Annotated in this window: 25 protein-coding genes and 1 tRNA gene; 12 read left to right on the plus strand and 14 right to left on the minus strand. The window is 32.8% G+C overall.

The genetic code is table 11. From position 1 onward, the window contains the following. The first annotated feature begins 27 nt into the window (after positions 1 to 27). From FUA26_RS13090 to FUA26_RS13100, 3 genes are read left to right on the plus strand one after another with little or no spacing between them, the layout of a single operon-like run. Positions 28 to 570 (plus strand): 3-hydroxyanthranilate 3,4-dioxygenase, encoded by a 543-nt coding sequence (locus FUA26_RS13090; protein WP_147136958.1) that lies wholly within the window; start codon positions 28 to 30, stop codon positions 568 to 570. A 42-nt stretch (positions 571 to 612) separates the two neighbouring features. Beyond that, positions 613 to 1,698, plus strand: coding sequence for an amidohydrolase family protein (locus FUA26_RS13095; RefSeq protein WP_147136961.1), 1,086 nt, complete (start codon positions 613 to 615; stop codon positions 1,696 to 1,698). Further along, a complete protein-coding gene (locus FUA26_RS13100) occupies positions 1,698 to 2,339 on the plus strand; it encodes an O-methyltransferase (protein ID WP_147136964.1) in 642 nt (213 codons plus the stop codon). Before FUA26_RS13095 ends, FUA26_RS13100 begins: the two co-directional genes overlap by 1 nt. A gap of 90 nt (positions 2,340 to 2,429) precedes the next feature. On the opposite strand, the gene FUA26_RS13105 is transcribed toward FUA26_RS13100, so the two are convergent. From FUA26_RS13105 to FUA26_RS13125, 5 genes are all read right to left on the minus strand, one after another. Then, complete coding sequence (locus tag FUA26_RS13105) at positions 2,430 to 2,717, minus strand: Sec-independent protein translocase subunit TatA/TatB (protein WP_147136967.1); 288 nt, start codon at positions 2,715 to 2,717, stop codon at positions 2,430 to 2,432. Between the two features lie 54 nt (positions 2,718 to 2,771). After that, positions 2,772 to 5,078 carry a M1 family metallopeptidase gene (locus tag FUA26_RS13110; RefSeq protein WP_147136970.1) on the minus strand — a complete coding sequence of 769 codons (2,307 nt, stop codon included), beginning with the start codon at positions 5,076 to 5,078 and terminating at the stop codon, positions 2,772 to 2,774. Positions 5,079 to 5,182: 104 nt separating this feature from the next. After that, positions 5,183 to 5,692: a DUF6702 family protein gene (locus FUA26_RS13115; RefSeq protein WP_147136973.1), complete on the minus strand. Its 510-nt coding sequence runs from the start codon at positions 5,690 to 5,692 to the stop codon at positions 5,183 to 5,185. Positions 5,693 to 5,744: 52 nt separating this feature from the next. Next, complete coding sequence (locus FUA26_RS13120; RefSeq protein WP_147136976.1) at positions 5,745 to 6,536, minus strand: carboxypeptidase-like regulatory domain-containing protein; 792 nt, start codon at positions 6,534 to 6,536, stop codon at positions 5,745 to 5,747. Next, complete coding sequence (locus tag FUA26_RS13125; RefSeq protein WP_147136979.1) at positions 6,523 to 7,326, minus strand: carboxypeptidase-like regulatory domain-containing protein; 804 nt, start codon at positions 7,324 to 7,326, stop codon at positions 6,523 to 6,525. The genes FUA26_RS13120 and FUA26_RS13125 overlap by 14 nt, the downstream gene beginning before the upstream one ends. 121 nt (positions 7,327 to 7,447) lie before the next feature. Here FUA26_RS13125 and pepE point away from each other — a divergent pair, with 121 nt between their 5' ends. Then, positions 7,448 to 8,155, plus strand: coding sequence for a dipeptidase PepE (gene pepE / locus FUA26_RS13130; protein WP_147136982.1), 708 nt, complete (start codon positions 7,448 to 7,450; stop codon positions 8,153 to 8,155). A gap of 27 nt (positions 8,156 to 8,182) precedes the next feature. Here pepE and FUA26_RS13135 read toward each other — a convergent pair. Further along, positions 8,183 to 8,258, minus strand: a tRNA-Gly gene (locus FUA26_RS13135). A 47-nt stretch (positions 8,259 to 8,305) separates the two neighbouring features. Beyond that, positions 8,306 to 8,734, minus strand: a complete 429-nt coding sequence (locus FUA26_RS13140; RefSeq protein ID WP_147136985.1) for a GNAT family N-acetyltransferase — start codon at positions 8,732 to 8,734, stop codon at positions 8,306 to 8,308. 124 nt (positions 8,735 to 8,858) lie between these two features. Between FUA26_RS13140 and FUA26_RS13145 the strand changes: the two genes are divergently transcribed. Then, a complete protein-coding gene (locus tag FUA26_RS13145) occupies positions 8,859 to 9,626 on the plus strand; it encodes a M48 family metalloprotease (RefSeq protein ID WP_147136988.1) in 768 nt (255 codons plus the stop codon). Between the two features lie 68 nt (positions 9,627 to 9,694). On the opposite strand, the gene FUA26_RS13150 is transcribed toward FUA26_RS13145, so the two are convergent. Further along, positions 9,695 to 10,096 carry an ankyrin repeat domain-containing protein gene (locus FUA26_RS13150; protein ID WP_147136991.1) on the minus strand — a complete coding sequence of 134 codons (402 nt, stop codon included), beginning with the start codon at positions 10,094 to 10,096 and terminating at the stop codon, positions 9,695 to 9,697. A 269-nt stretch (positions 10,097 to 10,365) separates the two neighbouring features. On the opposite strand from FUA26_RS13150, the gene gpmI reads away from it, so the two are divergent. From gpmI to FUA26_RS13180, 6 genes are all read left to right on the plus strand, one after another. Continuing rightward, positions 10,366 to 11,880, plus strand: a complete 1,515-nt coding sequence (gene gpmI, locus FUA26_RS13155; RefSeq protein WP_147136994.1) for a 2,3-bisphosphoglycerate-independent phosphoglycerate mutase — start codon at positions 10,366 to 10,368, stop codon at positions 11,878 to 11,880. A 185-nt stretch (positions 11,881 to 12,065) separates the two neighbouring features. Further along, positions 12,066 to 12,470: a BT0820 family HAD-type phosphatase gene (locus FUA26_RS13160; protein ID WP_147136997.1), complete on the plus strand. Its 405-nt coding sequence runs from the start codon at positions 12,066 to 12,068 to the stop codon at positions 12,468 to 12,470. Between the two features lie 73 nt (positions 12,471 to 12,543). After that, positions 12,544 to 13,362 carry a type I methionyl aminopeptidase gene (gene map, locus FUA26_RS13165; protein ID WP_147137000.1) on the plus strand — a complete coding sequence of 273 codons (819 nt, stop codon included), beginning with the start codon at positions 12,544 to 12,546 and terminating at the stop codon, positions 13,360 to 13,362. 5 nt (positions 13,363 to 13,367) lie between these two features. Then, entirely contained in the window at positions 13,368 to 14,150 is a 783-nt protein-coding gene (locus tag FUA26_RS13170; protein ID WP_147137003.1) for a DUF3050 domain-containing protein, read from the plus strand. A 6-nt stretch (positions 14,151 to 14,156) separates the two neighbouring features. Further along, the gene (locus tag FUA26_RS13175; protein WP_147137006.1) at positions 14,157 to 14,924 is read left to right on the plus strand and encodes a class I SAM-dependent methyltransferase; all 768 of its coding nucleotides are present in this window, start codon (positions 14,157 to 14,159) and stop codon (positions 14,922 to 14,924) included. Positions 14,925 to 14,930: 6 nt separating this feature from the next. Further along, complete coding sequence (locus FUA26_RS13180) at positions 14,931 to 15,299, plus strand: DUF423 domain-containing protein (RefSeq protein WP_147137009.1); 369 nt, start codon at positions 14,931 to 14,933, stop codon at positions 15,297 to 15,299. A 157-nt stretch (positions 15,300 to 15,456) separates the two neighbouring features. Here FUA26_RS13180 and FUA26_RS13185 read toward each other — a convergent pair whose 3' ends face one another. Together FUA26_RS13185 and FUA26_RS13190 are read right to left on the minus strand one after the other, a co-directional pair. Continuing rightward, complete coding sequence (locus FUA26_RS13185; protein ID WP_147137012.1) at positions 15,457 to 16,431, minus strand: FAD:protein FMN transferase; 975 nt, start codon at positions 16,429 to 16,431, stop codon at positions 15,457 to 15,459. A gap of 3 nt (positions 16,432 to 16,434) precedes the next feature. Further along, the gene (locus FUA26_RS13190; protein WP_147137015.1) at positions 16,435 to 16,812 is read right to left on the minus strand and encodes a Na(+)-translocating NADH-quinone reductase subunit F; all 378 of its coding nucleotides are present in this window, start codon (positions 16,810 to 16,812) and stop codon (positions 16,435 to 16,437) included. Positions 16,813 to 16,883: 71 nt separating this feature from the next. On the opposite strand from FUA26_RS13190, the gene FUA26_RS13195 reads away from it, so the two are divergent. Further along, positions 16,884 to 17,336 (plus strand): Na(+)-translocating NADH-quinone reductase subunit F, encoded by a 453-nt coding sequence (locus FUA26_RS13195; RefSeq protein WP_147137018.1) that lies wholly within the window; start codon positions 16,884 to 16,886, stop codon positions 17,334 to 17,336. Between the two features lie 74 nt (positions 17,337 to 17,410). On the opposite strand, the gene nqrF is transcribed toward FUA26_RS13195, so the two are convergent. From nqrF to FUA26_RS13215, 4 genes are all read right to left on the minus strand, one after another. Then, complete coding sequence (nqrF, locus tag FUA26_RS13200) at positions 17,411 to 18,724, minus strand: NADH:ubiquinone reductase (Na(+)-transporting) subunit F (protein WP_147137020.1); 1,314 nt, start codon at positions 18,722 to 18,724, stop codon at positions 17,411 to 17,413. 1 nt (position 18,725) lies between these two features. Continuing rightward, the gene (gene nqrE, locus FUA26_RS13205) at positions 18,726 to 19,436 is read right to left on the minus strand and encodes an NADH:ubiquinone reductase (Na(+)-transporting) subunit E (RefSeq protein ID WP_147137023.1); all 711 of its coding nucleotides are present in this window, start codon (positions 19,434 to 19,436) and stop codon (positions 18,726 to 18,728) included. A 75-nt stretch (positions 19,437 to 19,511) separates the two neighbouring features. Further along, the gene (locus FUA26_RS13210; RefSeq protein WP_147137026.1) at positions 19,512 to 20,156 is read right to left on the minus strand and encodes an NADH:ubiquinone reductase (Na(+)-transporting) subunit D; all 645 of its coding nucleotides are present in this window, start codon (positions 20,154 to 20,156) and stop codon (positions 19,512 to 19,514) included. 5 nt (positions 20,157 to 20,161) lie between these two features. Beyond that, positions 20,162 to 20,914, minus strand: coding sequence for a Na(+)-translocating NADH-quinone reductase subunit C (locus FUA26_RS13215; protein ID WP_147137029.1), 753 nt, complete (start codon positions 20,912 to 20,914; stop codon positions 20,162 to 20,164).

Below are 20,914 nucleotides of genomic sequence, written 5' to 3' on the forward strand. Positions count from 1 at the left end.
AAACAACGCTTTTAAAAAACGTATACAATGAGCAAAAGTAAATTAGTTAAACCCATAAATTTTAAAGCTTGGATTGATGAAAACAGACATCTTTTAAAACCGCCTGTTGGTAATAAATGTGTTTGGAAAGATGGCGAATATATAGTTATGGTTGTTGGCGGCCCAAACAACCGTAAAGATTATCATTACAATGAAACACCCGAGTTTTTCTATCAAGTTGAAGGAAATATGGTGCTCAAAATTATTAATAACGAAGGCAAACCCGAAGATGTACACATAAACGAAGGCGATATTTATTTACTTCCTGCTAAAGTACCACACTCACCGCAACGAATGGCCAACACAGTTGGTTTGGTTATTGAGTATCCGCGTACAAAAAAAATGAAAGATGCTTTAGCATGGTATTGCGAAAACTGTGGTAATTTATTGTACAAAAAAAAGTTTAAACTTGATGATATTGAAGTTGATATGCCTATAATTTTTGATAAATTTTATAGTAGCGAAGAAAAACGCACTTGTAATAATTGCGGAACAGTAATGGAGCCTCCTAAAAAAATAGCTTCTGAATAAAAACAAATTGTATTAGCTTAATTTTTGTAAATATAAGCCACAATGACACAACGTAAACTTAGAATTAACGGACATTCGCACTTACTTCCTTACCCCGAAGAAATACCTGATTACATGCGTGAAAAAGGCATTTTTTGGGTTGATAAAGATAAGAAATTCATGTTACAAAAAGGCTGGAAAAGGCCAGTGACAGATTCTAGTTTTTTTCTGCATGAAAAGTTAGATTGGATGGCACGCAATAAAATAGACCACGCTGTTGTACTTAACTTATCACAATTATACGGCAATGGTTTACGGGTAGAAGAAATGAAAAAAGCTTTACGTTTTCAAAATGATTTTAATGCTAGAATTCAGCAAGATTACCCCAATAAATTTACATGTGGTTTTGTTGTACACCCTGGTTTTTTGCGAAGTGCCTGTTGGGAAATTGAGCGTTGCGTTGAACAATTAAATTTACGCTTACTGTGCCTACCAACACATTACATGGATACTATTGGCACATGGCGTTGTATTTATGACGAAGAAAACGAACCTATTTTTGAACTTGCCAACAAATATAATTTAGCCGTTGAAATTCATCCTTATGATGGTGAAAAATTTATAAATTTAGAAAATACCGCATGGCGTTTTCACCTTATTTGGATGCTTGCCCAATGTGCAGATGCTTACCACTTTTTAACCCTTAACGGCTACCAAGAAAAATACCCTAATATGCGTACTTGTTTTGCTCACGGCAGCCAATTATCACAAATAAATTTAGGCAGGCGTATTCAAGGTTTTGATGGCAGACCCGATTTGTTTGAAGGCAAACAACACCCAAGAAAAGCCGTTGGGCATAAAAATATATTTTTTGATACACTTGTGCATGATACAGGTGGTTTAGAATTACTTATACGAAACCATGGTAGCAAACAGGTTGTTATGGGGTTAGATGACCCATATCCGCTTGGTGAAATGGAAAGCCACAAACAATCATCATACCCTGGTAAAATACTAGATTTAGCTATGGAACGTAACATTTTAAACCAAAATGAATATGATGCCATTTGGCAAGATAACGTTTTACAATGGCTTTGTGGTGATGATACTACAGCAAAACAAAAACTTATAAATAGAATATTAAATTAATGCACTTTTTACCTGAAGAATTAGACAATTATGTAGTTGCACACTCTGAAAATGAACCTGAATTACTACAACAATTAAACAGAGAAACTTACCAAAAGGTTTTACAACCACGCATGCTTAGTGGGCATTATCAGGGGCGGGTTTTAAGTATAATTTCTAAACTTATAAACCCTAAAAATATTTTAGAAATTGGTACCTATACTGGCTATTCTGCTTTGTGTTTAGCTGAAGGCATGCAGAAAAATGGTGTTTTACACACTATTGATGTTAATGAGGAATTGTTTGATTTTCAGCGTAAATATTTTGATAAATCTGTTTACGGCAACCAAATAACGCAACATTTGGGTGATGCTTTAAATATTATTCCTGAGTTGGATGTTATGTTTGATTTAATTTTTATTGATGCTGATAAGGATAACTACCCTAATTATTACAATATTATTGTTGACAAATTAAATAGTGGCGGTGTTATTTTATCTGATAATGTGCTTTGGAGTGGAAAGGTTATTGAATCGTTAGATGCTAAAGATACTTCAACCAAGGCGTTATTAGAGTACAATAGCTTGTTAAAGGAAGACCCCAGATTAGATACTGTTATTTTGCCTATTAGAGATGGCTTAACTATTAGCCGTAAGCGTTAGGGATTGTAGTGGCATCCTTTTTTTGAGGTACGATAAAAAAGATATAACGAAAAGCCCGACCCGATAGGGTAACGCCCACAAAAATGAATGCTAAAATTTACGTTTTATAGAGCCTGTAAAATCTTCTAAATCGTCTTTTACTTTGTCTAATTCTTTTTTTACATCATTGGTTACGCTGGTATCTATGCCATGATTTTCGGCACTTTTTGTTATTTCGTGCTTAATGTCATTGGTGGCATCTTTAAGTGTGCGCATGCCTTTACCTAAACCGCGTGCTATTTCTGGCAGCTTATCTGCGCCAAAAACCATTACCATCACAAATAGAATGAGTACTATTTCTGGGCCACTTATAAATAAAAATGTTGTTTGATAGATCACGATGCAAATATAGAGAATAAAAAAAACCGACTTTAAAAAAGTCGGTTAAAATTTTTAGTTCTTTGCTTTATTTTTAAAAGTATCAAACTCACTAACGGTTTCTTTTCGCGGCCATGAATTGTTGCTTGTATCAACATCGGCAGTTTCAAGGTTAGGGTCTATTGTTATACTTACAATTTCTTTATCTGATGCTATGGCTTTTGATACTTCGTTATCATTTAAACGCCATATTTGGGCCGGATATGTTTCTGTTTTCTTAGTTCCATCGGCATAGGTATACTCTACAATTATTGGCATTACTAAACCTCCTGGTTTGTTAAATGTAATGTTGTAGAAGAAGTTTGGTTCTTTAATTTGTTTTTGCTCTTGCGGTGTAAAGTTATCCATGATGTACTCTTTTAGAGGCTTTGAGTTTTCTAAAAGTGATTTTGCTTTTAACTCTGGTGTATAATCATCACTATCTTCTTCAACTAAATATACTAAAGGTGGTAAGTCTTCTAACCTCATGCCTCTTTCGGCAGCTAAATCTCTAACAAATTTGTTTGGTTTAGATGATACGTATAGTTTTTTAACATCTTTTATTCCAATATCTACCCAGTCTGTGGTGTAAAACCACCCACGCCAGTACCAATCTAAATCTATTGCTGATGCATCTTCCATGGTTCTGAAGAAATCTTCGGGTGTTGGGTGTTTAAACATCCAACGTCTTGAATATTCTTTAAAAGCGTAATCAAAAAGCTCACGCCCCATAATGGTTTCTCTTAAAATATTTAATGCTGTGGCTGGTTTACCGTAGGCATTATTACCAAATTGGTAGGTGTTTAAACCTTTGGTCATTATTGGTGCTATAAAATCTTGATTACCGCTCATGTAAGGCACTATAAGTTTAGCAGGACCTCTGTCTGATGGGAAATGCGTGTGTTCTGCCGATAGGGCTTCAGGATATTTTTCGCCAAAATCTTGCTCTGCAACATATTGAACAAAGGTATTTAAGCCTTCATCCATCCACGTCCATTGGCGCTCATCACTATTTACAATCATTGGGAAGAAATTGTGCCCAACTTCATGTATAATAACTCCCATCATACCGTATTTTACACGGTCACTGTAAACACCGTCTTCTCTTGGTCTACCATAGTTCCAGCATATCATTGGGTACTCCATACCTTGTCTTTTTGCGTGAACAGAAATGGCTTTATGGTAAGGATAGTCAAACGTCATTCTAGAATAAGACTCTAAAGTACTTGCTACGGCTTTGGTTGACCATTCTTCCCACAAAGGGTTACCTTCTTTAGGGTATAATGATACAGCCATAACATCTTTGTCTCCTATTTTTACAGCCATCATATCTAAAATAAACTTACGTGATGTTGCAAAACCAAAATCTCTAACGTTTTTGGCACGAAGTTTCCAAGTTTTGGTATCTTTTGAAAATCCTTTTTCAGCAGCTTCGGCTTCTTCTTGTGTTACAATTACAACTGGTGTTTTATATGATTTTTTTGCAGACTCGTAACGTTTTAGCATGTTTTTAGTGTAAACGTCTTTACGATTTATAAGCTCGCCCGTGCCATCTAAAATATGATCTGCAGGTACTGTAATATCTACATCAAAATCTCCAAATGGTAACGCAAACTCATCGCGCCCCCAAAATTGCGAATTTTGCCAACCTTCAACATCATTATAAACAGCCATTCTTGGGTAAAACTGTGCTATTACGTAAGCTCTATTTCCGTCTTTTTCAAAATACTCATATCCTGAACGTCCGCCTTCGTTAACATGATCATTAATGTTATACCACCATTTAATTGAGAATGAGAACTTATCTCCGGTTGCCATTGGTTTTGGCAACTCTATACGCATCATAGTTCTGTTAATCATGTATGGTAAATCTTTACCATTAACATCAGTAACTTCTAAAATATTGAAACCTCTTTCTAGAGGTTCTTTCATAAATTTTGAAGCAAATTCATTTGGCCTCATTACAGGTTGTAATCCACTGGTTTCTATTAATGGCGATTTAGAGTCTTTGGCTCTTTGATTTTGATCTAATTGTACCCACAAGTATTTTAAAAGATCGGGAGAATTGTTGGTGTAAGTAATAGTTTCGTATCCTGATATTTTAGCTTTTTTATCATCTAAAACAATATTCATTTTATAATCTGCTTGCTGCTGGTAATATGCACTACCTGGAGCCCCTGAGGCTGCCCTGTACATATTTGGTGTAGAAAACTCATCATACAATTGTTTAAATTTGTTTGTATTTGTATGACCTTTTTTAACCGTTTGCTCGGTTTTTTCTTGTGCTATTGCAGCTGCAGAAATAAAAATTACAGATAGAAAGTAGTACTTTAGTTTATTCATTTTCAAATTTTAGATTTTACCAAATATTAGCTTACTGATTATAACAAACCATTAGCTTTTTATTAAAAACTGAACGAAAATAATGATTTTAATGTAGCTTTAACTTAATTTTCATTAAAATTTAACAATGCATTAGCATTTTGCACTGTTTGAATAAAGCTTTTTTGTTTGGAGTTTATTTTTGTTTTGATAATGTTTTGTTGATCTGGAAACATATCAAATAATATTTTATTGCTAACCTGAATACTTTCAATGGTTTTTACATTTTTAATTTCAAGGTAGCATTTCATTACATCTAAATCGTATTTTTTACCTATAAACTGAAATGTTGCTGGCTTTCCATTTATTGTAATTTGCAGTTTATCAGCAAGATATTTGTTTATAAAACTGTTTGTATTTGGTATTTCAAAAGCTTCATCTAGCGTTATTTTTTCGTCATAACGTTGTTTTAAAACGTTTTCAAAATCATCTAAAAAAAGTCTTGAAATTATTTGAACAGATTGTTGCTCTGGTACAAACTCAATTTGTGTTACACTTATGTAATATTTGTGCAAGCTTGTAAAAGCAAGCAATGGTAGTATTAAAAAAAACAGTACTAGTTTTGTATACTTCATGTATTTTTTTTGCTAAAGTAAATGTTATTTCAAAAAGTATTCCAAAAAAAACTTAATTATCTGTAGTTTGTTTATTGGCTTGGTACTGTTTATATTTCATTCGTAAAAAAATTAAAATTTTAAAATCTGATTGATTTTTACAATGTTTTAAAAAATTTTCATCTTCTGAACAGAAATAAAAAAAATCGTTAACCTCATCATTTTCCAAAGGGTTAGATAATAAAAAATCGGCAGCTAATTTACTTTTTATACGCCTCATTAATTGGTCTCTATTTTCTAATTCTACACGCTGTTTTAACATTTTTGTTCTGCCGGTTATTGCATTAATTAATGGTGTAAAACCTACTGAGCCACCAAAACCTATTGATGGGTTTAAGCTTGATGCTTCACTTAAACGGCGTTCACTTTGTGTAGCTATTTTTCCTGTGTAGCCTGGTATACCAACATCATAAAAGTTAATTGGGCGGTCTTTTTTAGCGTTCTCAATATCTGAAATTAAATTACCCGTTAACACCTTACCTACAACTACTTGATCTAGCTGATTTACTTGCTCATCTAAATTAACAAGTATGGTTTTTGAAACAATTGAACCTTGAGATACTTTTATATCTTTTACGCCATGGAGAATTGATGAAAACTGAAGTGTATCATTAACCTTAGCCGTAATAATAAAGTTTCCTGTTGCTGTAGTAATTGTAAAAACTTTAGCTGTTTTGTTTATTACATGAATATTTTCAACATCGGTTTTACTTATAACGCGTCCTGAAATTTCTACAGTTTGCGCCACGGTTTTAATAGTAAAAAAAGTAGCTATTATTGCAAAATAGCAGTTAATTTTTGGCATTTTGTGTATTTAAAAACTGCTTACTTTTTTCATATAAAAATTGTAAACATTTAATTTCATTACCTTTTTCAAGTAGTTCGGCATCTAAATCTTGAGTATCAACATAGGCTATAAACGCATTTACTTTATTTAAAGGAATATTAAACATTTCGCTTATGTATTGTGGTGTGTATAAATCTGTTAATTCAAAAGGTTTTTCAACAGTTATATACTCTGGTTTTTTATATTTTTTGTTCTTTTTACCAAATATTAGTTGAGATATTTTACCCAAATCAAAACCATTGTATAGTTCACCTTTACTAATTCTAGATTTTAAATCATATTCAACAGATTTTTCATCAAAAGGCTTTTCATCATTATATTCATAATCTACATTCATACTTCCCATATCTAAAATTATGGGTTTTATGTAAGCCACATTCTCAATATCTGTATTAATATTACCTGTTAGGCCCGATGATAGCAAAACAGCATCTAGCTTATGTATTTGTTCTACCAAATGAATTTTTAATTGTCTGGATTTTATAACATCTTTTGTAACAGTTACTGAAAGAGGTTGAAACTGTAATGCCGAAATTTGAATAATATCATTTTCAGCAACATCAAGTATAAATGTTCCTTTCTCATCAGTAATAGTTCCTTGGTTTGATGATGCATTGAAAACTGTAACGCCTTCTACATCATTAGCAAGGGCATAAATTTCTCCCTTCACAGAAATTCTGTCTACAAACTGCGCATGAACAGCTGTAATAACAAATAAAAATTTGAATAAAAGTACATTAGTTTTCATAAGGTTGGTTTTAAAATTTAAAGTTCGGTTTTATAATCTTAATTAAAATGAAATAACATTTTAAACTTTTGTTAAAACATCAATTTACATACTTTTACCAACCATTTAATTACTGTTTATTATGAAAAACATTATTATTGCAAGCACTTCAACAATACATGGTAGTGGTTATTTAGAATATATTTTAGACGAATTAACCCTTTTATATAAAGATACTGAAGAAATTTTATTTGTACCATATGCAAGACCAAGTGGTATTACTCATGATGCTTACACCGAAATTGCCACAAAAGCTTTTATAAAAATTAATAAACGGATTGTAGGGTTACATACGTTTAAAAACCCTATTGAAGCTGTACAAAATGCTCAAGGCATTTTTGTTGGTGGTGGTAATACCTTTGTATTAACAAATATGCTTTACAAAAATAACCTTATAAACGTTTTAAGCCAAGTGGTTAATAAAGGTACGCCATACTTAGGCACTAGCGCTGGTAGTAATATTTGCGGACTTACCATACGCACAACAAATGATATGCCTATTGTGTATCCGCCAAGTTTTGATGCCTTAAAACTGGTTTCGTTTAACATTAATCCGCATTACTTAGATCCTGATAGTAAAAGTAAACACATGGGTGAAACACGAGAAACAAGAATTAAAGAGTTTCATAAATTTAATACGCAGCCCGTTGTTGGTTTAAGAGAAGGTAGCTGGTTACAGGTAAAAAACAATACTATTACTTTAAAAGGGAATTTATCTGCTAGAATTTTTGAAGTAAACAAAACGCCTTATGAGGTTGAAACTGGCACTAAACTTAATGATTTAAAATAAAAAAGCCCCACAAAATTTGTGAGGCTTTGGAGCGGGAGACCGGGTTCGAACCGGCGACATTCAGCTTGGAAGGCTGACGCTCTACCAACTGAGCTACTCCCGCATTAGCGGATGCAAATATAAAACCTATTTTTATTTGTGCAACACTTTTTACAGCTTTTTTAAAAAATGAAAGCCTAAAATTTTAAAATCTTCGTTAAAATAGAATTTGTGAGAAGCTGCATTTGCTACATACGTGTTTAACTCTACGGCTTCACACCCTTTTGTTTTTGCGTAATTATAAATCCATTTAAAAAATTGTTTACCTAAGCCTTTTCCTCTGTAGCTTTCATCAATAAAAACATGATCTGGCTCAACGCTTTTCCCCGAATAATGTCTTGTACAAAACCATAAACCGCTCACACCTATTATTTTATCATCATCATAAATTACAGCACATTCATAATTTTTATAAGTTACCATTTCGTTAAAGCGCCGTTTTAATAAAGCCTTATCAAGCTTTTCATTATTTAATTGATAAACCAATGGTATAATTAAATCTATATTTTCTTTTTCTAATATTTTAAATATAAAACTCATGCCTTTTTACTTTGCTATTACACTGTAAAAATAAGTGACTTAACTTAAAAAATGTGTCTTAATTATAAATTGTAACTTTTTAGAACCACATAATTTTGTAAATTATACCCTAATTTATAACCAAATGAGAGGAAGGAATTTAAAATTCAGACTACTAATAGGTGTAGCTATTGCACTATTTTTTGTTTTTAAACGCTGCAGCCAACAAGAAGTTAATCCATATACAGGCAGAACACAAACTATTTCAATGACACCCGATAAAGAAATAGCAATTGGCTTACAAAGTGCTCCGCAAATGGCACAACAACATGGTGGTTTGCACCCTAACAACCAATACCAAGCATTGGTTGACAATGTTGGCAATAAATTAATTAACAATAGTATTGCCAATGAAACACCTTATAAATATGAGTTTCATTTATTAAACGACCCTAATACTATTAATGCTTTTGCCTTACCTGGTGGACAAATATTTATAACCTATGCTTTGTTTTCTAAATTAGAAAATGAAGATCAGCTTGCTGGGGTTTTAGGTCATGAAATTGGTCATGTTTTAGGAAGGCATAGTGCCGAACGTATCGCTGAAAGCGAATATTGGCAAGGGCTTGCAACAGCTGGCTCTGTTGGTGCAGATATGGGAGGCGTGGTTAGCGGTATTGGCCAACAAAAACTATTAACAAACGGACGTGATGATGAACTTGAAAGTGATGATTTAGGTGTGAAATTTATGATTAAAGCGGGTTACAACCCTGAAGAAATGATTGGGGTTATGCAAATTTTAAAAGCGGCAGCTGGCCCTAACAGAGTTCCAGAATTTCAAAGCACACACCCAGACCCTGACAACCGTATAGAAAAAATAAAAGAAGCCATCAATAAATACAGAAACCTATAGAAACGGCCTCGCAGTGCGAGGCCTTTTCAGACTAACTCAAAATAATTAATTTTAAAAAATTATTATAATTATTTTTTCTTCTTTTTCTTTAAAGCATCTTTAATAATTGCAGCTGCTTCATCAGCACCGTGTAATTGGGCATATTTTGCTGCAGTATAGCTTTTGTTTGAACATCTTAATTTTAAATTAGCACCTTCAGCAATTAAAAGTTCTAAAATTTCAGTTCTGTTAAACTTTGCTGCATACATAGCTGGCGTCATACCATTTGAACGTGCGTTAACATCGGCACCTCTTTCTATTAATTTTTTTACTGTATCAAAATCGCCTTTAGCAATAGATACACAAAATGAATTTACTTTAAAATAATACTCTGATGTAGATGTATTACTTGTTGAAGTAGCTGGTAAAGCATTAATTGATACTACAGATACACATAATGCAATTGCGGTTGTAATGATTGTTTTTTTCATGATGAAAGAATTTAAGTTTGATTTATTTGATTAATTGATAATTTATGTTACGTTTTTTGATATACTAAAGAGACGATAAAAAATTTAAATTGTTACATCAAAAAATTTATATAACACACTTTTAACATTTATTTCACAAAGCATTAACGAAAACGTTTTCTTAAAAAAACAGCACAAAACGCCCTAAAAAACAGGGCATTTCAGCTGTTTTTATTGCCAGTATTTTAGTAAACTTACCTATATTTGCTTAGTACAAAAAATTATTAAAAATGAACAAAAAAGTCATCTTAATGATACTTGACGGTTGGGGAAACTCTCCAGACCCAAAGGTTTCAGCAATAGACCATGCAAACACGCCTTTTATAGATTCACTTTACAAAAAATACCCTTTTGCAACGCTTAGAACCGATGGTTTACACGTAGGTTTACCCGAAGGCCAAATGGGAAACAGTGAAGTTGGACACATGAATTTAGGTGCCGGTAGAATTGTATACCAAGATTTAGCAAAAATTAATTTAGCTATTGAAAAAGACACTTTAAAAGATGAAAAAGTGCTTGTTGATGCTTTAAAATATGCTGCAAATAACAATAAAAATGTTCATTTTTTAGGTCTTTTAAGTAATGGTGGTGTTCATGCACATACCAGCCATTTAAAAGGTTTTATTGATGCTGCCAATAAAGCGGGCGTTAATTCATATGTACATGCATTTACTGATGGTAGAGATGTAGACCCAAAATCTGGAAAAGGTTACATTGAAGATTTAGAAAACTATATTGCAAACACTAATACTAAATTAGCTACCGTTACTGGCCGTTATTACGCCATGGATAGAGATAAACGTTGGGAACGTGTACAGCTAGCTTACAATGCAATTGTAAACGGCCAAGGTACAAAAACTACAAACCCTGCCGCGGCTGTACAATCTAATTATGATAATGATATTACTGATGAGTTTATAAAACCACTTATTGTAACTAATAATGATGGAGAACCCATTGCCAAAGTACAAAAAGATGACGTTGTTATTTTTTACAACTTTAGAACTGATAGAGGTCGTGAATTAACAGAAATGTTAAACCAAAAAGATTTTACTGAGTACAACACTAAAAAATTAGACCTTTATTATGTTACCATTACAAATTATAGTGATGATTTTGAAGGCATAAAGGTTATTTTTAATAAAGATAATATTTCTGAAACTTTAGGAGAAGTTTTAGCTAAAAACGGAAAAAAACAAATTAGAATTGCCGAAACCGAAAAATACCCACATGTTACATTTTTCTTTTCTGGCGGACAAGAAACACCGTTTGAAGGCGAATCTAGAATTTTGAAAAACTCACCTAAAGTAGCTACTTACGATTTAAAACCTGAAATGAGCGCTTATGAATTGCGCGATGCTTTAGTGCCTGAATTACAAAAAGGTGACACTGATTTTGTTTGTTTAAACTTTGCTAACGGAGACATGGTTGGGCATACAGGTGTTATGGAAGCTGCCATTAAAGCCTGTGAAGCTGTTGACGCTTGTGCCAAAGATGTTATTACAGCAGGCTTAGAAAATGGTTACACAACACTTTTAATTGCAGACCACGGTAACTGTGAAACTATGATAAACCCTGATGGTTCTCCGCATACAGCACACACCACAAACCCAGTACCTGTTATTTTAATTGATAACGAATTAAAAAATATAGAAAACGGAGTTCTTGGTGATGTTGCACCAACAATACTTAAGTTAATGGGGGTTAAACAACCTGAAGCTATGACACAACATGCCTTAGTATAAAAATAAATTTCCTTAAAAAAAGCCTGCCCAAAAGCAGGCTTTTTTGCGTTAGGGATTGAAGTGGCATCCTTTTTTAAGGCACGAGAAAAAGATACAACGTAAAGCCCGACCCGTTAGGGAAACGCCCTAATTGTTTACCTAAAAAATTAATGTATTTTTGTACAAACTCAAGTCTGTAAAAACATATGAATTTTAACGACACCTTAATAATTGCTGTTGATTTTGATGGTACCATAGTTGAAGATGCTTACCCTAAAATTGGCAAACCTCAAATGTTTGCTTTTGAAACATTAAAGATGTTACAAGATAAAGGGCATAGACTAATTTTATGGACCTACAGGTTTGGTGATAAACTAGACGAAGCCGTTAATTTTTGTAAAGAAAATGGCGTTATTTTTTATGCTGTTAATAGTAGTTTTCCGGAAGAAGAATTTAATAACGACGCTAGCCGAAAAATTAACGCCGACCTTTTTATTGACGATAGGAACTTTGGAGGTTTTCCTGGTTGGGGAGAAATTTACCAAGAACTAACAAATAGCCAACCGCCTAAAATTGAAAAGAAAAAAGGTCTTTTTGGGCTTTTTAAATAACACCCTCCAACACTTTTTCCTTTTTAAAGGCTTCTTGTTTTCTATTTAGTATCTTTGCAAATATTTTTTAGGTATGATAGTAGTAAAAACAAGAGAAGAAATTGAGTTAATGCGCCAAAGTGCGCTTATAGTATCTAAAACCCTAGGTATGCTAGCCACCGAAATTAAAGAAGGGGTTACCACAAACTATTTAGATACTATTGCAGAACAATTTATTAGAGATAACGGTGCTTTGCCCGGTTTTAAAGGCCTTTATGATTGCCCATCTACATTACTTTGCAGTGTAAATGACGCTGTTGTACATGGCTTACCTACTGATACGCCATTAAAAGATGGCGATATTGTATCTATTGATTGTGGTGCTTTAATGAATGAGTTTTACGGAGACCACGCTTATACGTTTGAAATAGGTAATGTTGCTGAAGACACTAAAAAACTTATACAAACTACCAAAGAATCTTTATACGCTGGTATTGCTCAATTTAAACACGGTAACCGTGTGGGCGATGTTGGCTACGCCATACAACAGCACTGTGAGGCTGAAGGTTATGGTGTTGTTAGAGAACTAGTTGGGCATGGTGTAGGTAAAAAACTACACGAAGATCCTGAAATGCCAAACTACGGTAAGCGCGGTAGAGGTAAAAAATTCATTGAAGGAATGGTTGTAGCCATAGAGCCTATGATTAACATGGGCACACACAGAATTAAACAACTTAAAGATGGCTGGACAATTGTTACGCGTGATGGTAAGCCTAGTGTACATTTTGAGCATGATGTGGCTTTAATAGACGGAAAACCTGAAATCCTTTCAACTTTTGCTTACGTTCATCAAGCATTAGGTATTACAAGTAATGAAGAAGATGCTTTTAGGCAAAACACTTTAGTTATTTAATACACATGACACACATACATACTATTGAAAACCAGTTAACACAACTGCGTAATCAACTTAATAAACATGCATTATACAGCCATTTAAAAACTATTGATGACATTAAAATTTTTATGGAAGCGCATGTTTTTGCCGTTTGGGATTTTATGTCGCTTTTAAAAGCACTACAAAATAGTTTAACCTGTACTGTTTTACCTTGGGTGCCTGCTAAAAATCCAGCTACTGCACGTTTTATTAATGAAATTGTTTTAGGTGAAGAAAGTGATGTTAATGAGTTAGGTGAGCCTAAAAGCCATTATGAAATGTACATTGATGCCATGCAACAAGTTACGGCAAGCACCAATAATATTGATGCTTTTTTAACGCTTTTAAATAAAGGGTTTTCTATAGAAGATAGTTTAAAACACAGCCAAACACCAGAGCACATTACCAAGTTTGTAAACTTTACATTTAATATTATAGCTACAAACCAACCCCATAAAATTGCAGCTGCTTTTACTTTTGGAAGAGAAGATATTATACCTGATATGTTTTTTGAAATTATAAATAAAGCTGAAACAAATGGTAAAAACTACAGTAAATTAAGCTATTATTTACAAAGACATATTGAATTAGATGGTGATGAACACGGCCCTTTATCATTAAAAATGATTGAAGATTTATGTGGCAATGATTCTCAAAAATGGGATGATGTACTAACCGTTTCTAAATTAGCATTACAGCACCGTATAGCGCTTTGGGATGGTATTTACAATACTATAAAAGAAAACAAAACTTTAGAAGTTTAACGTATTTTGAAACACTTTTCAAAACTTATATTAAACCTTATACCAAGACCTTTACTTATAAGGCTTAGCTATGTAATTAAACCGCTTTTAGCCTTTTTTTTAAAAGGAAACACTTACACAGACCCTATTGATGGTAAAAGTTTTAAATCGTTTTTATCATATGGTTATGTAAAACAGCGTAACAATATTTTATCGCCTTCTACCCTATCTTTAGAGCGCCACAGATTGCTTTGGCTTTATTTACAAAATGAAACAGATTTTTTTTCAAATGCCTATAAAGTTCTTCACTTTGCACCCGAACAATGTTTTTTAAAGCGTTTTAGAAAGCTTAATAATATAAACTACACTACTACAGATTTACTATCGCCAATTGCCGATGTTAAAGCAGACATATGCAACCTTCCGTTTGATGATAATAGTTATGATGTTATTTTTTGTAATCACGTTTTAGAACATATACCAAACGATACTAAAGCAATGCAAGAGTTATATCGTGTTATGAAACCAGGTGGTTGGGGTATTTTTCAAATTCCGCAAGATTTAAATCGTGCGTTTACATTTGAAGACAACACAATAACAGATAAAGTAGAGCGCGCTAAAATATTTGGGCAGTATGACCATGTACGTGTGTACGGTCGTGATTATTTTGATAAACTTCGTGCTATTGGATTTAAGGTTGAAGAGGTGGATTATACGGCTACTTTACCAGACTCTGAAATTGATAAATTCCGTTTAGCAAAAGGCGAAATTATTCCTTTAGTTAAAAAAACTTAAACCAACATGACGCAACAAGCTTTTATTATTACAGGTGCTTTATTCGGAATGCTAGCCATTATACTTGGTGCTTTTGGTGCTCATGCTTTAAAGAAAACACTCTCTGAAGACCAACTTAAAAGTTTTGAAACTGGCGTAAAATACCAAATGTATCATGCTATAGTTTTGTTAGTTCTTGGATTTAATTTTCAGTTTTCTTCCACACCAATGTATTGGTGTTTCACTATTGGTATTTTATTATTCTCGTTTAGTATTTATGGATTAGTGTTAAGTGATGCCAAAGGGAAAAAACTAAAATTCCTAGGGCCTGTTACGCCTATTGGAGGTTTACTTTTTGTTGCTGGCTGGTTACTTATTATTATAAAAGCAATATAACAAAACATAACCTATTTTAATTGCGCGATTTTAGCGCTAAAACAAAAAAAAGCCGTACCAAAAAACGAACAAAGGCACGACTTTTTAATCAAATGTGATTAATAGCATTTATAAGACACTCTATTTCTTAATTGGTCACATACTATAATATTTTATTTTACTCAGGAAAATTATTTAAAGCTAGCGTTTCAAAGCTATTTTCTTCGTTTTCAAAAATCAAAAATACTTTCAGTTCTGGATGTTTTTTTAAAAATGCTTTAACCTTTTGTATGCCCATAGCTTTAAAAGCTGTTGCATAAGCATCGGCAGTCATACAATTTTCAGCTATAACAGAAACACTTAATAAATTGGTTTTGCTAGAATAGCCTGTTTTGGTATCAATTATATGAGAAAACCTGTTACCGTTTTCATCAATTTTAAACTTACGATAAGTGCCTGAAGTTGCCATAGCGCCTTCCTTTAAAACTATAGCCTTTAAAATAGATTGCTTACCATCAAAATGAGGTTTTTCTACACCTACTTTCCAAGGTAATTGCTTTTCTATATTTATTCCTTTAACGCGTATTTCTCCACCAATTTCAACTAAGTAGTTACCAACACCTTTGTATTCTAAAAATTCTGCAATAACATCTACACCATACCCTTTGGCAAGCGCATTAAATTCTAAATAAATGTTGGGGTTATTTTTTGTAATAGTATTGCCGTTTAATTGGGTTTTATTAAAACCAACATACTGCATCAAACTATCTATTTTAACGCTATTAATGTTTTTTATGGCCTTTTCTGCGCCAAAACTCCATGCATTTACAACATTACCTATTGTGGGGTCAAAAGCGCCTTCTGTTTCATTATAAATGTTTTTAGCAGCATTGTAAACCTTTATAAAGTGATGATCAACTTCAACAGGTTCATTACGGTTAAATTTAGATATATATGAGTTGCTTTGGTAAGTTGATAATGATGTGTTTAATACCTTAAAAATACTATCAAACTCTTTTTGATAATTCTCACTAGCGCTATAAATAAATGAATAGGTAGTACCAAAAACATGCCCAGTAACCTTAGTGTTTTTAGTTACTTTACTACAGCTAAAAAAAGCTATTATAAAACATAAAACAAGTGTTTTTTTCATAAGTTAATTTAAATTGGTTTCTATAACTTGAATACCATTATACTCTATTAAATATTCCTGATTTAAATAAACGGGTAAGCTTTCACCATTTGGATTGCCTAAACCTACGCCTGCATACAACACTTTTGCATTCTTATCGCGTGCATGTTTCTTAAAAGTTTCCATCCAAATAACATCATAATTATTTGGGTTATCAGGTAATAAAACAGCTTTTACAATTACAAAATAGTATTGGCTATTTTTATCAATGCATACAAATTGCGGATGTTTTTTTAACTGACTATTTATAGCTACAAACTCAAACCCTCTATTTTCTAAATCTTTGCCAACATGGTTCATGGCTAAATTATGTAACTCTTGCGGTGAAAGTGGTTTACTCATATTGCAAATTTACTGGTTTTATTACATTGCATAAAATTTGTTTAACTTTATAATGTTTAAAAAATTTGTTTATGAAAACTACTCCCCGTTTTGATGCTGCCATTAGTAAATTATATAATGCTTTTTACAACAACACGTTAAACCCAGATTGTTGTAAGCAGTGTGCTGTTGGAAATATTTTAGATAATACTGATAGTTGGAAACACTTAGCGGATAATCACGGTGCATTACAATTGAATTACATTGGAAATGTGCACCAAACGTTAGGAAGAAAATTTAATGGGTATTCTCCTATTGAATTGTTAAAAATTGAACGTGTTTTTTTGAAAGCCTGTGGTTATCAATTACCATTACATTACAAGAATAGAAAACCTGAAAACCCTACTGATACTAATGTGCTTTTTAATGGATTAAGTGATGTTATTGAGCTACTATGTAAGCTAGATAATATTAGTAATGTTATGGATTATAAAGGGTTGTTTAAACATAAACTAAAGGAATCTGATTCAATTTGTATAAAATAAAAGAACCAACGCAATGCGTTGGTTCTTTTATTTTATACAGTATGCTAAATAATGTAGCAAAATAGTTTAAAATTTTATCCTCCGAAGTCATCAAATCGGATGTTTTCATCAGGAATACCAAAATCTTCACCCATTTTTTGAACAGCTTTATTCATTAATGGAGGTCCACAGAAATATAACTCGATATCTTCAGGTGATTCATGATGATTTAAATAATTATCAATTACACAGTTGTGAATGAATCCAACAAAACCGTCTCCCTCTTCATCATGAATATCTTTTTTAACTTTCCAGTTATCTTCTGGTAAAGGCTCTGATAATGCTAAGAAGAATTTAAAGTTAGGGAACTTACGCTCTAACTCATAAAAATGCTCTAAATAGAATAGTTCACGTTTTGAACGACCACCGTACCAATATGTAACTGTTCTGCCTGTTTCTAAAGTTTTAAATAAGTGGTATAAATGCGAACGCATTGGTGCCATACCTGCACCACCACCAACGTACAACATTTCAGCATCACTTTCATTAATAAAGAACTCTCCGTAAGGGCCAGAAATTGTTACTTTATCACCTTGTTTTCTAGAAAAAATGTATGATGAAGCAACACCTGGGTTTACATCCATCCAACCGTTTTTGTTTCTATCCCATGGTGGTGTAGCAATACGAACGTTAAGCATAATATCACGCCCTTCAGCTGGGTAAGAAGCCATTGAGTAAGCTCGTTCTACAATATCATCGTTCTTCATCACTAATGGCCATAAGCCAAACTTATCCCATTCAGCTTGAAATTTATCGGGTGTTTCATGCTCTTCTGGGTGTGCTGTAATATCAATATCAGAATATTTAATTTCGCATTTAGGAATTTCAATTTGAATATATCCACCTGCTTTATAGTTCATATCTTCTGGAATACGAACCACAAATTCTTTGATAAAAGATGCTACGTTATAGTTACGTACTACTTCAGCTTCCCACTTTTTAATACCAAAAACTTCTTCAGGAATGGTAATATTCATGTCTTGTTTAACTTTTACTTGACAAGCTAAACGGGCGCCATGTTGTAACTCTTTACGTGTAAAATGTGGTGTTTCCGTTGGTAGTGCTTCACCACCACCTTCTAATACGTGACACTCACATTGTATACATGTACCACCACCACCACAAGCTGATGGTAAAAATATTTTTTGATTCCCTAGAGTAGATAATAAACTACCACCTGATGGTACTTCAATTTCTTTTTCACCGTTTATTTTAATTTTTACAGGACCAGACGGTGCTAATTTTTGCTTTACAAATAATAGTAATCCAACTAAAGCAAGTGTTAAAACTAAAAATGCTGCTACAGTTGCTATAACTGTTCCTGTTGTACTAGCTGCTAAAAATACCATGTTATTCTACTATTTTTATTGTGTTATCAGCTATTTCCTTACTTGCTTTTTCTTCTTCTACCTTAGCTGTTTTTTCTTCTTTTTTCTCTTCATCGCCACCTGTTAACATACCACCAAAGCTCATAAAACCAATGGCCATTAAACCTGTAATGATGAACGTAATACCTAAGCCTCTTAAAGGTGCTGGCACGTTTGAATAACGAATTTTTTCACGTATGGCTGCAATAGCTAAAATTGCTAAAAACCATCCAATACCTGAAGAAATACCGTAGTTAAATGCTAAACCAATACTTTGAATTTCGCGAGATTGCATAAATAATGAACCTCCTAAAATAGCACAGTTTACGGCAATAAGCGGTAAAAATATACCTAATGAATTGTATAATGCAGGTGCAAATTTTTCAACAATAATTTCTACTAATTGTACCATGGTTGCTATGGTAGCAATAAACATTATGAATGAAAGGAAACTTAAATCGTAATCTGCATACTCTTCACCTAACCATTGTAATGCTCCTGGTTGTAATATATATTGATCTAACAACCAGTTAACAGGTACTGTTACTGCTAGTACAAAAACTACAGCTGCTCCTAAACCTACGGCTGTACTTACTTTTTTAGATACTGCAAGGTAAGAACACATTCCTAGGAATGTTGCAAACACCATGTTATCTATAAAAATTGATTTAAAAAATAATTCTAAATGTTCCATATTTTTAAGTCTTCAGTATACAATCTTCAAGTATTTGGTAACAGTTACTTACTACTATTGATTGCTTACTAATTTTTAATCTTCTATTAAGTCTTTATTTCTACTACGTTGCACCCAAATAATAATACCAACAACAATTAATGCCATTGGAGATAAAAGCATGAAACCGTTGTTTTCATAGCCTATAGCGTACAACCCTGTTTTTTCAATAGGATCGCCTAAAACTTTAAATCCTAATAGTGTACCAGAACCTAATAATTCTCTAAAGAAACCAACTATAATTAGTATTACACCGTAACCTAAAGCGTTACCTATACCATCTAAAAATGATTTCCAAGGGCCATTACCTAAAGCAAAAGCTTCAAAACGCCCCATAATGATACAGTTTGTAATAATTAAACCAACAAAAACCGATAGTGTTTTACTTAATTCATAAGCAAATGCTTTTAGCACTTGGTCTACAATAATTACTAAAGCAGCAACTACAGTAAGTTGAACGATAATCCTGATTTTTGATGGAATTATATTTCGCATTAAAGAAATAACAACGTTACCAACACCTAATACAAATAATACTGATACCGCCATTACAATAGATGCTTTAAGCTCTGCAGTAATTGCTAATGCAGAACAAATACCTAATACTTGAATAGTAATTGGGTTATTATCTGCTAACGGATCTGTTATTAACTTGGCATCTTTTTTTGATAAAAGTCCCATATGTTTTAATTATTTTTAAGATTATCGAAATAAGGTTTGTACAATTTAAGATCGCTCTTAATCATTGCTGTTACACCATTACCTGTAATAGTTGCTCCTGCAATGGCATCAACCTCGTTATCGGTTTTATTTTCATTTTTTGGGTCGGCGTTACCTTTGGCAACATCAATACCTTTAAAGTACCCACTTTCATCTAATAAATGCTCACCAATAAAATCGTCCATAAAAAAACGTTCTTTAATGTTAGCACCTAAACCTGGTGTTTCACCTTTGTGATCAAAATAAGCACCCTGTACTACCATGTCTTTATCTAAAGATACATAACCCCAAATGGCGTCCCATAAACCTTTACCATAAATTGGCACCACATAATATGTTTTACCATCTTTTTCACCAACAAATAAAGGCAACTTACGCTCGCTTGGGTTGTCATTACCTATTGCTTTTTGTTTTTTAATATCTATTAGGTAAGCTTCATTATTTTCAGAAACATCACCTCCTTTAATTACCAATTGTTTAGTGATGTATTTTTTGAATAATTCTGGAGCTTCAGTTTTATCAACAAAAACGGCTGAACTTTCATCGTTTTCATTAACACCCATAGCATATAGAATGTTTTGTTGTTTTTCTAAACGTACGTTTTCTGCAATATTAGGCTTTAAAGACGCTGCTGTAAAAGCTAATAAAGCGCCTACTACTACCACCATTCCTATGGCAAATAATATAGTGTATACGTTACTATCTGTTTTATTACTCAT

Source organism: Seonamhaeicola algicola (assembly GCF_007997385.1).
GTDB lineage: Bacteria > Bacteroidota > Bacteroidia > Flavobacteriales > Flavobacteriaceae > Seonamhaeicola > Seonamhaeicola algicola.

What these genes read in the sequence shown, in the direction of transcription:
- FUA26_RS13145 (WP_147136988.1), top strand. Translation starts at nt 8,859, where the DNA reads ATGAGAGGAAGGAATTTAAAATTCAGACTACTAATAGGTGTAGCTATT.
- FUA26_RS13190 (WP_147137015.1), bottom strand. Translation starts at nt 16,812, where the DNA reads ATGAGTAAACCACTTTCACCGCAAGAGTTACATAATTTAGCCATGAAC.
- FUA26_RS13150 (WP_147136991.1), bottom strand. Translation starts at nt 10,096, where the DNA reads ATGAAAAAAACAATCATTACAACCGCAATTGCATTATGTGTATCTGTA.
- FUA26_RS13140 (WP_147136985.1), bottom strand. Translation starts at nt 8,734, where the DNA reads ATGAGTTTTATATTTAAAATATTAGAAAAAGAAAATATAGATTTAATT.
- FUA26_RS13125 (WP_147136979.1), bottom strand. Translation starts at nt 7,326, where the DNA reads ATGAAAACTAATGTACTTTTATTCAAATTTTTATTTGTTATTACAGCT.
- FUA26_RS13195 (WP_147137018.1), top strand. Translation starts at nt 16,884, where the DNA reads ATGAAAACTACTCCCCGTTTTGATGCTGCCATTAGTAAATTATATAAT.
- nqrE (WP_147137023.1), bottom strand. Translation starts at nt 19,436, where the DNA reads ATGGAACATTTAGAATTATTTTTTAAATCAATTTTTATAGATAACATG.
- FUA26_RS13115 (WP_147136973.1), bottom strand. Translation starts at nt 5,692, where the DNA reads ATGAAGTATACAAAACTAGTACTGTTTTTTTTAATACTACCATTGCTT.
- gpmI (WP_147136994.1), top strand. Translation starts at nt 10,366, where the DNA reads ATGAACAAAAAAGTCATCTTAATGATACTTGACGGTTGGGGAAACTCT.
- FUA26_RS13120 (WP_147136976.1), bottom strand. Translation starts at nt 6,536, where the DNA reads ATGCCAAAAATTAACTGCTATTTTGCAATAATAGCTACTTTTTTTACT.
- FUA26_RS13180 (WP_147137009.1), top strand. Translation starts at nt 14,931, where the DNA reads ATGACGCAACAAGCTTTTATTATTACAGGTGCTTTATTCGGAATGCTA.
- map (WP_147137000.1), top strand. Translation starts at nt 12,544, where the DNA reads ATGATAGTAGTAAAAACAAGAGAAGAAATTGAGTTAATGCGCCAAAGT.
- FUA26_RS13100 (WP_147136964.1), top strand. Translation starts at nt 1,698, where the DNA reads ATGCACTTTTTACCTGAAGAATTAGACAATTATGTAGTTGCACACTCT.
- FUA26_RS13095 (WP_147136961.1), top strand. Translation starts at nt 613, where the DNA reads ATGACACAACGTAAACTTAGAATTAACGGACATTCGCACTTACTTCCT.
- pepE (WP_147136982.1), top strand. Translation starts at nt 7,448, where the DNA reads ATGAAAAACATTATTATTGCAAGCACTTCAACAATACATGGTAGTGGT.
- FUA26_RS13215 (WP_147137029.1), bottom strand. Translation starts at nt 20,914, where the DNA reads ATGAGTAATAAAACAGATAGTAACGTATACACTATATTATTTGCCATA.
- nqrF (WP_147137020.1), bottom strand. Translation starts at nt 18,724, where the DNA reads ATGGTATTTTTAGCAGCTAGTACAACAGGAACAGTTATAGCAACTGTA.
- FUA26_RS13210 (WP_147137026.1), bottom strand. Translation starts at nt 20,156, where the DNA reads ATGGGACTTTTATCAAAAAAAGATGCCAAGTTAATAACAGATCCGTTA.
- FUA26_RS13110 (WP_147136970.1), bottom strand. Translation starts at nt 5,078, where the DNA reads ATGAATAAACTAAAGTACTACTTTCTATCTGTAATTTTTATTTCTGCA.
- FUA26_RS13160 (WP_147136997.1), top strand. Translation starts at nt 12,066, where the DNA reads ATGAATTTTAACGACACCTTAATAATTGCTGTTGATTTTGATGGTACC.
- FUA26_RS13090 (WP_147136958.1), top strand. Translation starts at nt 28, where the DNA reads ATGAGCAAAAGTAAATTAGTTAAACCCATAAATTTTAAAGCTTGGATT.
- FUA26_RS13185 (WP_147137012.1), bottom strand. Translation starts at nt 16,431, where the DNA reads ATGAAAAAAACACTTGTTTTATGTTTTATAATAGCTTTTTTTAGCTGT.
- FUA26_RS13170 (WP_147137003.1), top strand. Translation starts at nt 13,368, where the DNA reads ATGACACACATACATACTATTGAAAACCAGTTAACACAACTGCGTAAT.